The following is a 10,855-nucleotide window of genomic DNA, read 5'->3' on the forward strand; positions in this document are numbered from 1 at the left end:
GTCGCCCTCGCCACCTGGGACGGCGTCCGACGTACCCGAGGCGCGGCCGCCGACCTCGCCGTCGCCGACGACCTCCGCCCGCTCGCCGCAGTGGTCGACGAGCACGTCGACCGGCTGCTGGTGATCCCAGCGGGTGGCGTCCCCGCCTCCGGGCTGGCGGACGCGATCGCGACCGTCGTCCGGCGCGCGGACGTCGTGACGGCGACGCCGCCGCGGGGCGTGCCGGCCGACCCCCGGGCCGACTTCGCCGCCCGCCCCGCCGACTACTACGCGATGCTCAGCGAGCTCGGCTACCTGGTCGAGGACGAGGAGGCGAGCCACGGCGACCTCCCGCCGGGGCTGGTCGAGTCGGTGCGCGAGCAGGCGCTGCGCACGGAGGCGCTGACGGTGGCGCTGCGGGGATACCAGAGCTTCGGCGCCCGGTTCGCCCTCGTTCAGCGCAAGGTGATCCTCGGCGACGAGATGGGGCTCGGGAAGACGATCGAGGCGCTCGCGGTGCTCGCGCACCTCTGGTCGACCGGGGCGACGCACTTCCTCGTCGTCTGCCCGCCGGGCGTGCTGGTCAACTGGCTGCGCGAGATCGCGGCGCGGTCGACCCTGGAGGCGCACCGCATCCACGGGCCCGACGCCCAGGAGGCGGCCGCGGCGTGGGTGGCGCGCGGCGGGGTCGCGGTGACGACCTACGACACGGCCTGGATGGAGTCCCGCGCCTGGAGCCAGGGACCGACGATCGCCTGCGTCGTCGTCGACGAGGCGCAGTACGTCAAGAACCCCGAGGCGCAGCGGTCGCGCCGTACGGCGGCGCTGCTGGCCGGCGTGGAGCGCGCGATCCTGCTCACCGGGACGCCGATGCAGAACCACGTCGGCGAGTTCCGGACGCTGATCTCCTACCTGCAGCCCGACCTGATGTCGGGCCCCGTCGAGCTCGCGCCGCGGCTGTTCCGCCGGGCGATCGCGCCGGCGTACCTCCGTCGCAACCAGGAGGACGTGCTCGCGGAGCTGCCCGGCCTGGTCGAGGTCGAGGAGTGGCTGCCGATGGGCCCGGCCGACCTCGCCGCCTACCGGGAGGGCGTCGAGGCCGGGAACCTGATGCAGATGCGGCGCGCGGCGATGCTGCACGGTGCCGACTCCCCCAAGGTCGACCGCTTGGTCGAGATCGTCGAGGAGGCCGAGGACAACGGCCGGCGGGTGATCGTCTACTCGTTCTTCAACGAGGTGCTCGCGGCGGTGCGGGCGGTCCTCGACGGCCCGGTCTTCGGCCCGCTGGACGGCTCGGTCGCCGCGGCCGCGCGGCAGCGGATGGTCGACGAGTTCTCGGACGCCGAGGGCGGTGCGGCGCTGCTGGCGCAGGTGACCACGGGCGGTGTCGGCCTCAACATCCAGGCCGCGTCGGTCGTCGTGCTCTGCGAGCCGCAGCTCAACCCGGCGCTCGAGGCGCAGGCCGTCGCCCGCGCCCACCGGATGGGGCAGCTGCACTCGGTGCAGGTGCACCGCCTGCTCTCCGAGGACTCCGTCGACGAACGCATCCACGAGCTGCTCGGGCAGAAGCGCGAGCTCTTCGAGGAGTACGCCGGGACCAGCGTCACCGCCGCCGCGGCCCCCGAGGCGACCGACGCCGAGATCGCCCGCCAGGTCCTCGCGGCCGAGCGCGAACGGCTGCTCTACCAGCCGCCCGCGGTGCCGGCGCCCGACGACGCGTGAGGAGCCTGTGGAGGACGTCCCGTCTGTGTCGGGCCCGTCCGGCAGACTCGACGCCATGACGGCCACCACCAGGGACCCCGACAAGCGCGCGGTCTACGCCGCGGAGGACCAGCTGGCGGCGTGGCTCGACTCGACCACCCCCGACCGGCCGACCGTGACCGTCGACGGGCTCACCTTCGAGCCGGGACCCGACCTGCGGTTCACCGAGCCGGCGGCCGCCGCGACCTACGTCGACACCGTGCTCGAACGACTGCGCTCCGACGGCAAGGACTACCACGGCCGCGAGCTCGAGCAGGTCGCCGTGCGGCCCCGAGCGGGAGCCCGGATGGCGGTCTACGAGCCGGCGACGCGGACCATCGCCCTCCCGCCGTTCGAGGTCGGTGGCCGCTGGGCGCTGCGGGCCACGGTCGTGCTCCACGAGCTCACCCACCACCTGTCCGGCGAGGCCCACCACACGGCGACCTGGCGGGCGACCTTCCTCCGGCTCCTCGAGGACGTCGGTCTCCCCGTGACCGCCCAGCTCCTCCAACTGGCCTACGCGGCCGAGGGTCTCGAGCAGGTCGTCCACAGCGTCGACGACGGCACCCTCGCCCGGCTCGCCAAGCTGCTGCGCCAGGCCGAGCGCGCCACCAACGAGCACGAGCGGGCCGCCTTCTTGTCGAAGGCGCAGTCGCTCGCCACCCGCCACTCGGTGGCGCTCGCCGTCGCCCGCGCCCACACCGCGAAGGAGGAGGGTCGCGAGCAGCCCGTCGCCGAGAACTACCGGATCGGCGAGCGCGGCAAGCGCGGCCTGGCCCGCTACGTCCGGCTGCTGCTCAACGTCGCGCACGCCAACGACCTGCGCTGCACGATCAGCCACGACTCGACCGCGGTCACGATGCACGGCTTCCCGTCCGACATCGCGGTGGCCAAGGCGATCTACGAGTCGCTGCTGGTCCAGATGGTCGCCGACTGCGAGCGCCATCTGGCCTCCGGGCTCCGCGACGAGCGCACGGTGTGGGACTCCTCGCGGCGGCGTTACGTCGGCCGCCCGGTCGCCACCATCACCGCGCGGCTGGCGTTCTACGAGGCCTACGCCTGGCGGATCGGCGAGCGGCTCGACGAGGCCCGGCAGGCGACCCTCGCCGACGCGGTCAAGGTCGAGGCCGACCGGTCGAGCGAGACCGCCCTCGCCGTACGACAGAAGGAGCTCGACGTCCACGACTTCTTCGCCGAGGCACTGCGGCGCAACAACATCCGCGGCACCTGGAGTGCCGACCGCCGCACCAAGGTCAACGACGCGCCGATGGCGGCCGAGGAGGGGCTCCGGGCCGCCGATCGGGCGCGGCTCAGCGACGAGAAGGCGCTGGGCGAGGCCGGCTGAGGTTCAGCGGGAGCGGGCCATCCGGAACAGCCCGCGCACGACGCCGCCGAGGACGTTGCCCCAGCTGAAGTAGTCGTGCCAAAGCACGATCTTGCCCTCAGGGGTGAGCTGGAAGGTGCCGCAGACCCAGAAGTCGATCTCCAACGGCCCGACGCGCAGGTAGTCCTTGCGCTCGGTCAGGACCGTGTTGCCGTTGGCCGCGATGTGGTGGAAGTCGGCACGGAAGCCCATCCAGTCGCGGTCCATGCCCCGGATCAGCCGCGCGACGAGCTTGCCCTTCACCGTCGGCAGCGACGTGTTGCGCCAGACGATCTTGGGGTCGGTGAGCTCCAGCGCCTGCTTCATCGCGCCGTCCTCCATCGCGGCGAAGAACGCCTGCACCGTGGTGGTGGGGTCAGCGGTGACAAGGTGCGACGGAGCAGTCATGTCTCCGAGCATAGGCCGGTGTCACCACATCGCCGACCCGTCAGAAACTCGCCGCTCGAACCCGTCGACCCGTCGCCAAGTTCGAGCCGGGTCGGCGGGGTCAGAGCCGGAGTTGGCGACGGGTCGTCAGGAGTGGGTTCCGTGGTGGACGAGGAGCTCCTCGGCCAGCACGGCGCCGGCGTTCGCGAGGTCGGGCGGGTCGAGCACGAAGGCACCGCTGCCGGCGGCGAGGAGCAGCATGCCGACCCGGTCGGCGAGCGGCGGGAGGAGCTCGAGGGAGACCTCGACGTCGTCCTCGTCCGCGCGGAGCACGGTGACGGTCTCGGCGTACATGTCCGCGGCCCAGCGGGAGCTGTGGGGCAGCACCATCCGGACCGGGGTGGTCGCGCGCTGCGCGTCGAGCATGGTCGCGAGGCCTTCCGGCGGTTCGAAGGTCTCCTCGAGGCTGTCGACCTCGCGGATGCCGGAGAGCAGGTAGGTGCGCAGCCGGCCGGCAGAGTCCGGCGGTCCGGCGTCGACCTCCCAGCCCCGTCGGGTCTGCACCAGGCGGTAGGGATGGATGGTCCGGGGGGCGACGCCGTGCTGCCAGGTGCGGGAGTAGACGATCCGCACCGCGCGGCGGTGGCGCTGCGCCTCCTGCAGCGGCCGGAGCGGCTCGTTCCAGGCCGGGAGCTGTGGGTGCCCGGCCGGCGTCCCGACCATGGTCTCGGTGAGGACGTCGATCGCGGCGGCCAGGTCCGGGTCGGGGTCGACGTCGTGCAGCGCGACGGCGGCGGTGTGAACCAGCGCGAGCTCGGACGCGTCGACGTACTCGACGCCGAGCTCCTCGGTCGGGCGGTCGTTGACCGCGCGGACGACCTCGGCCTCTCCCGGCTCGATGTCGGTGTCACCGTCGGGACCGAGGAACTCCAGCACCGGGGGCCGCCACAGCCCGAGCATCCGGTCGTTCTCGATCGGGTCGGCCGTGTAGAAGGCCAGCAGGTCCTCGCGCAGCTCCGCCGGCGGTACGCCGACCTCGGCCGCGAGCGTCGCCAGCGGCACTCCGTCGGGGTGCGCGAGCAGCAGCTCGAACACCGCCGGCAGGCGGCCGAACCGGGCGGCGTACCGCGGGGTGGCCTTGCTGGTCACGTCAGTCGCCCCCCTTCAGCTCGTGGAGCTCGTCGAGCAGCTCGCGTCGCACCTCGTCGGGTCCGACCAGCACGACCCGCCGCCCGAGCTCGTAGAGACGGGCGCGGAGGGCGGCCCGGTGGGTGACGACGTACCGCATGGTGACCTCGCCGGCGCCCGGCCCGGTCGACGGCGCGACCTCCTCGGCGGCCGGCTCGCCGAGCCAGCGTCGTACGTCGGGCTGGTGGTCGGTCGTGGTCCGCAGGGTGACCTCGACCGGAGGATCGATCTGCCAGCTCATGGGGTGCAGCTCGGGATGTCGGACGGCGCGGACCGGGCGTGCGGTCCGGGGCTCGTCGGCGCTCACGTCGCTCATCCGCGCGACGACGAACGCCTTGACGGGGGCGTCCTCCCCCTCGGCATCCTCCTGGCCGCGGAGGTACCAGGTGCCGTTCTGCGAGCGCACCGACTCCGGGTGGACGACCCGTGGGGTGCCCTTGTAGGTGAACCGCAGCACGCTGCCCATCCGCACTGCCTGCAACACGGTCGCGAGTAAGGCGTCGTGGCCGGCGGTGGGGACACCGGCCACGACGCCGGCTACGGGAGGCGTGGAGACCGGGTCGCCGAGCCCGAGCCGGTCGACGAGGTCGTTGCGGTCGGCCAGGAGGACCGCCCGCTGGAGGGCCCGCTGCTGCGGCGGCGTGAGCCGGACCCGCAGCCGGTTGTCGACGGTGCGCATCCGGTAGCGAGCGGGTTCGCCCTGGCCCGCGATGTTGTCGATCTGCCAGCCCTGGTCGGTCAGCGACCGGATGTCCCGCTTGAGCTGGTCCATCGGGCGCTCGCCGTCGAACCCGGCGATCTCGGCGAGGCGCTCACCGGACTCACCGACGACGCCGCGCTCACGCAGCGTCGCCGCGATGCGCACCAAGCGCTCCATGGGACCGCGCTGGTCGCGGCCTGCTGCCTTGACCACGATCCCTCCCCAAGTGATGGACGCCGCTGTGCCGGGCCCAGTTTCTCGCGTGGCGGCCCCGGGCGCGCGCGAATCGCCCGAAATCCACACCGCCGGTCCGTGGCCGGCCGGGCTACCGGCCGGTGAGCTCGATCCTGGTCACCAGCTGCTTGCGGATCTGCGCCTTCGTCCAGGCGAAGCTCACCCACCGCTCCCTCGAGAACAGCCGGGTCTGGTCCGCGGACCAGGGGGACGCCGGGTCCTCGTACTGCCCGTAGGTCAGGATCGTCTTCGGCTGGACCGAGCCGTCCGCCAGGAACGAGATGGCCTGGATGTGTGAGGAGCCGTAGGTGATCGGCTTGTAGCGATCGCCGTTGGCGATCGGGTCGCGCGACGCGAGCGCGTTCGCGTTGCCGGCGAGGTCGCCCTCGCCGCCGCCGAGCGGAAGTGTCGGCGCACCCCGGTCACCGGCGACCTGCAGCGTCCCCCACGCGGCGTCGGACGGCACGCCGGAGTCGCGCACCGCGTCGATGGCGGCCTGCATCGCGTCGACGACGGCCTTGCTCGTCTTCAGCCCGCGCGGGGTGTTGACCGGGTCGTCCGGGTCGAACGGCACCGTCCACAGCGCGTTGCCCGTGGGCGCGCGGGTGACGAAGGCCTCGAAGAGGTGGGTGCCGACCGACGTGGCGTCGGAGTGCCCGTCCCAGGCCGCCAGCACCGAGCACGCCTCGGTCTCACCGGTCGCCGCACACACCTGGTCGAGCCGACCGCCCTCGCGCATCACCTCGGCCGCGCGCACCCGGTTGGCGTGCTCGTGCGACCGGAGGGTCCTCGGCGTCTCCTTGCCCTCCGCCAGCCGGTCGATGACGTACTGCATCACCATCCGGGTGCGCATCGTCCGCGCGCAGCGCTCGCAACCGATGATCGACGGGTGGCCCTCGAGCCGGACCGTGTCGTTCGGCGTCCAGTACGAGTCGTTGGCGTTCATCACCCAGTCGCGGCTGACCACCTCGGGCAGCTTGCCGGGGCCGAGGATGCCCGGGCGCTGCGCGTCTGCGTCGGTGCCCCACTTGCACGGCCCCTCGGCGAGGGCGCCGTTGAGCCCCGGCAGGCCGGCGACCTGGTTGAGCAGCAGCCCGATCGGCGTCATGCAGCGGCTCGCCATGTCGTCGGTCACGTGCGGCACCACGCTGTGGTCGGCGTACAGAGCGTCGCCGTGACGGTCGGCGGCGGTCGTGTTGACCCACGGCATGCCGCCGCCGGCGTCCTGCTTGGCCAGCAGGTCGCGCACGCTGGTCGCGCTGCCCATCGACAAGAAGGTGTCGATCGTCCGCAGGTGCTCGGCGTTCGCGTCGCGGATCGCCCAGAAGCTGGTCGGCAGCCACCCCATGAACATCGCGGGCGCGTCGATGACGTAGCCCTGCGGCACCCGGTAGAGGTCCTCCTCGACCGTCTCGACCGTCCCGTCGTCCTGGAGCACCTCGACCTCGACGAACCGGTGCTCGGCCTTCTTGAGGAGGCCGTCGGCGGTGAGGTACGTCGTGCCCGGCACGGGCGTGACGTACTCGTACGGGGTGAACCGGTACGCCGTCGACACGGTGTGGCTCCAGGCGACGTCCTTGTTCCAGCCGATGTTGACGGCGGGCGAGCCGACGAGCGACGCGCCGGCGACGTCGTACTTGCCGGGGATGGTGAGGTGCTGCTGGGTGAACCGGTAGCGCCCCACCCACGGGAAGTGCGGGTTGCCGAGCAGCAGGCCGCGGCCGGTCGAGCTGTCGTTGCCGCCGATGGCAGTCGCGTTGGAGCCGAAGTCGCTGTTCTGGCCGAGCTCGGTCAGGAGCGCCTCGCGGTCGACCGTCTTGGCCAGCTCGCGCGCCTGGTCGTCGGTCACGGGGAGCCCGAGGTCCGGCAGGCCGGGGTCGTCGGCCGTCGCCGGGTCGGCGCCGATGATCTCCTTGACGAAGACCCCCGAGGAGGCCAGCAGGTTGGCCATGTAGACGCCGTACCAGAGGTCGAGGGTGGTCGCCGTCGGCGTGATCCACTCGGCGTCCGCGCAGGCCGGGTCGGTGATCTCGTGGTCGCGGATCCACCGGTTGATGCCGGCCACGTAGCCGCGCACCAGCTTCCGCGCCCGCGGGGTCGGACCGGCCGGCGAGGCGAGCAGCCGCTCGACGACCTTCCGGTTGTGCAGGTCGGTGACGAAGGCGTCGACCTCGAGGTTGCTGGCGTCGAGGGTCACCTGGTCGTCGTACCGCGCGTCCGCACCGAGGTACTTCGACCGCTCACCGCGGCCGGTCAGCAGGGTGTCGGCCAGGTTGCAGATCGAGGAGCCGGCGGTCGCGTAGCCGCTGCCGTAGCCCAGCGAGGCCCAGTCGTCGGCGACGATGTGCGGGATGCCGTGCCGGGTGATCCGGACGGTCGCGTCGTACGTCGGCGCGGCCTGCTGCGCCCGGGCCGCTGGCGCCTGCGCGGTCCGCTCCGGCGCGGGACCGGCGCCGGCGGGCGACGAGGCGAGCAAGGGGGCGACGAGGAGAGCAGCCAAGGCCACGGTGACGCGTTTCACGGCGGTGTAACGGCGGCTCGAGGCGCGGCGTTACGTCGATGAGGTCATTTGACCTACAAATCCGGCCTACAGGTACAGACCCGCGGTCGCCTCGCCGCCGAGGCGGCCGGCGGCCACCGCGTGGACGTCCCGCTCGCGCATGACGACGTAGACCTCCCCGGAGACCTCGACCTCGGCCTTGTCCTCCGGGTCGTAGAGCACCTTGTCGCCTGCCTCGACCGCACGCGCGTGCGGCCCGACGGCGACCACCCGCGACCAGGCAAGGCGCCGGGCGCCCATCGCCGCGGTCGCGGGGATCACGATCCCGCCCGACGACCGACGCTCCCCCGCCTCGGTGTCCGACTCGCACAGGATGCGGTCGTGGAGCATCTTGATCGGGGTCTTGTCCGACCCTCTGGTCATGACGCGCTCATCGGACGGTCATCGGACGAGCTTGCGGATCACGATGATCACCGCGACCACGCCCACGACCCCGCCGACCGTCTTCAGGATGTTGTCGGTGCGCGGCTCGCCGGTGGCTGCGTCGACGTAGTGCGCCTTCACCTGGGCGATCTCGCGGCTCACGATCGTCTTCGGGCTCGACCGGTACAGCAACTGGTCGATCGTGCCGGCGAGACGCTCCCGCGCCTCTTCGATCTCGCGCTCGATGTCAGACGGCTTCTCGCTCACCGGGGCAGGCTATCAATGCCCACCGCGGCCGCTGCCGCCCGCCGCCTGCCGAGAATCTGGAAGGCGCCGACGCTGGCCACCCAGGCCGCGACGAACACGGCGACGAGCAGGAAGCCCACGTAGTTGAGGTCGAGGCCGGCCACCCAGCGCAGCGACGCCGGGTCGAACTCCTCGGCGACGAGCTGCAGCAGCACGATCGCGCCGATCGACAGGGCGATCGCCACCGACAGCGCCGTGACGCTGAAGTTGTAGAAGAGCTTGCGGGCCGGGTCGAGCACCGCCCAGCGGTAGGCCCGGGTCATGAAGAGCCCGTCGATCGTGTCGAAGAGGGTCATGCCGGCGGTGAAGAGGACGGGGAGCACGAGGACGGCGTACCAGGGCAGCGCGTAGGCGGCCGTGCCGCCGGCCAGCACCAGCAGGGCCACCTGGGTCGCGGTGTCGAAGCCCAGTCCCATCAGGAGTCCGACGGGGTAGAGGTGGATCGGCTTGCGCACCCGGGCGATAGCGCCCTTGAAGAGCCGGGCGAGGAGCCCGCGGTTGTGCAGGTGGTGGTGCAGCTGCTCCTCGTCGAAGGTGCCTGCCTTCAGGTGGCGGTAGACGTGCAGGATGCCGATCAGGGCGCTGATGTTCATCAGGCCGATGAGGATCAGGAAGGTCCCGGCCGCGATCGAGCCGACGATGCCGAGGGAGTGCTGCAGGGTCGAGCCGCCGTCCTGGACCGGGTCGGCGATGGCGCGCACCCCGAGCGCGAGCAGGAGCGACAGCCCGAAGACCACGCTCGAGTGGCCGAGCGCGAACCAGAAGCCGGTGCCGAGCGAGCGGGTGCCTTCGCCCACCAGCTTGCGGGTGGTGTTGTCGATGATCGCGATGTGGTCGGCGTCGAACGCGTGGCGGGCACCCAGGAGGAACGCGGTCAGCCCCACCCCGACGCCGAAGACCCGCGAGTCACCGAGGCTCAGCTCCTGCGGCGCGACGACCAGGAGGAGGACGCCCCAGCCCACGACGTTGAGCGCGAGCACGGTGCCGAGCAGACCGATCAGTGCCCTGCGGTCACCGGGCCCCTGGTCGGCTCTCCGGTCCTGCGGGGTGATGTGATGGGCGGGCACTCGCCGTACCTTATTGCGAATCATTTGCAACAACAAGTCCGCCGCGACCCGCGAACAGGAGACCTCCGCGTGCCCGAAGCCCACCGTCTCGCCATCGGCGACCCGGCCCCCGACTTCACCCTCGCCACCGACTCGGGGGGCGAGGTCAACCTCTACCGCCTGCTCGAGGAGGGACGGCGGGTCATCGTCTACTTCTACCCGGCGGCGATGACTCCGGGCTGCACGAAGCAGGCGTGCGACTTCACCGACTCGCTGGACGCGCTGCAGGCAGCGGGGTTCACCGTGCTCGGGATCTCCAAGGACAGCACGTCGAAGCTGGCGAAGTTCCGCGAGCGCGACGGCCTCACCATCACCCTGCTCTCGGACCCGGAACGCACCGTGCACGAGGCGTACGGTGCCTTTGGTGAGAAGAAGCTCTACGGCAAGATTGTCGAGGGCGTGATCCGATCGACCTTCGTGGTGGGCACGGACGGCAAGATCGAGGCTGCGCAGTACAACGTGAAGGCGACGGGCCACGTCGCGAAGCTGCGAAGGGATCTGGGCGTCGCCTGACGGCGGCGACGAAAGGGACGTTGATGGAGCTGCACGAGAGCCTCGCCCAGCTGGCGCGGGACCACGGCGAGTCTCTCTTCGCCGAGGCCGACGCGTTCCGGGGCGCGCTCGACGACTACCTCGACGAGGGCAGCGCGTCGACGGGCACGATCAACCTGCTGACCGACGCGGTCCGGCTCGGCGCGCTCCAGGCCATGGTGTCCATGCTCGACTCCGGCGCCGGTGTCGAGGATGCCGTCGAGACCGCCGGACAGCGGCTCTCGCGCGACCGCGGCAGCGCCGACGTGACCGGCTCCCAGTGGGCCTGCGCCGTGCTCGGCTACGCACTCGGCAAGGTCCCCGTCAGCCTCGCGACCCGGCTGCGGCCCGATGCCTACACCGCCGAGGCGCCGGCGGTCGCCCCGTCGACCGGCGCG

General features: G+C 72.1%; 11 protein-coding genes. 4 read left to right on the forward strand and 7 right to left on the reverse strand.

Annotation, left to right across the window (positions count from 1 at the left end):
* The coding region (locus tag H0488_RS18055) for a DEAD/DEAH box helicase (protein ID WP_183100629.1) at positions 1-1,701 on the forward strand (1,701 nt) is incomplete at its 5' end.
* Positions 1,702-1,756: 55 nt separating this feature from the next.
* Positions 1,757-3,064, forward strand: coding sequence for a DUF2786 domain-containing protein (locus tag H0488_RS18060; RefSeq protein WP_183100630.1), 1,308 nt, complete (start codon positions 1,757-1,759; stop codon positions 3,062-3,064).
* Between the two features lie 3 nt (positions 3,065-3,067).
* Here H0488_RS18060 and H0488_RS18065 read toward each other — a convergent pair whose 3' ends face one another.
* From H0488_RS18065 to H0488_RS18095, 7 genes are all read right to left on the reverse strand, one after another.
* Positions 3,068-3,490 (reverse strand): limonene-1,2-epoxide hydrolase family protein, encoded by a 423-nt coding sequence (locus H0488_RS18065; RefSeq protein WP_183100631.1) that lies wholly within the window; start codon positions 3,488-3,490, stop codon positions 3,068-3,070.
* Between the two features lie 126 nt (positions 3,491-3,616).
* The gene (locus H0488_RS25125) at positions 3,617-4,618 is read right to left on the reverse strand and encodes a helix-turn-helix transcriptional regulator (RefSeq protein ID WP_183100632.1); all 1,002 of its coding nucleotides are present in this window, start codon (positions 4,616-4,618) and stop codon (positions 3,617-3,619) included.
* A 1-nt stretch (position 4,619) separates the two neighbouring features.
* Entirely contained in the window at positions 4,620-5,570 is a 951-nt protein-coding gene (locus H0488_RS24295) for a helix-turn-helix transcriptional regulator (protein WP_183100633.1), read from the reverse strand.
* A 112-nt stretch (positions 5,571-5,682) separates the two neighbouring features.
* Entirely contained in the window at positions 5,683-8,112 is a 2,430-nt protein-coding gene (locus H0488_RS18080) for a penicillin acylase family protein (protein WP_183100634.1), read from the reverse strand.
* A gap of 66 nt (positions 8,113-8,178) precedes the next feature.
* Complete coding sequence (locus H0488_RS18085) at positions 8,179-8,514, reverse strand: GroES family chaperonin (RefSeq protein WP_183100635.1); 336 nt, start codon at positions 8,512-8,514, stop codon at positions 8,179-8,181.
* Positions 8,515-8,532: 18 nt separating this feature from the next.
* A complete protein-coding gene (locus H0488_RS18090; RefSeq protein WP_183100636.1) occupies positions 8,533-8,781 on the reverse strand; it encodes a DUF3618 domain-containing protein in 249 nt (82 codons plus the stop codon).
* Positions 8,778-9,887, reverse strand: coding sequence for a HoxN/HupN/NixA family nickel/cobalt transporter (locus H0488_RS18095; protein ID WP_312856417.1), 1,110 nt, complete (start codon positions 9,885-9,887; stop codon positions 8,778-8,780). Before H0488_RS18095 ends, H0488_RS18090 begins: the two co-directional genes overlap by 4 nt.
* Positions 9,888-9,956: 69 nt before the next feature.
* On the opposite strand from H0488_RS18095, the gene bcp reads away from it, so the two are divergent.
* Positions 9,957-10,439 carry a thioredoxin-dependent thiol peroxidase gene (bcp, locus tag H0488_RS18100; protein ID WP_312856418.1) on the forward strand — a complete coding sequence of 161 codons (483 nt, stop codon included), beginning with the start codon at positions 9,957-9,959 and terminating at the stop codon, positions 10,437-10,439.
* A gap of 23 nt (positions 10,440-10,462) precedes the next feature.
* A partial coding sequence (locus H0488_RS18105) for a hypothetical protein (protein WP_183100639.1) occupies positions 10,463-10,855 on the forward strand: 393 nt, incomplete at its 3' end.

The sequence above is a fragment of the Nocardioides pelophilus genome (assembly GCF_014180685.1).
Taxonomy (GTDB): Bacteria; Actinomycetota; Actinomycetes; order Propionibacteriales; family Nocardioidaceae; genus Nocardioides; species Nocardioides pelophilus.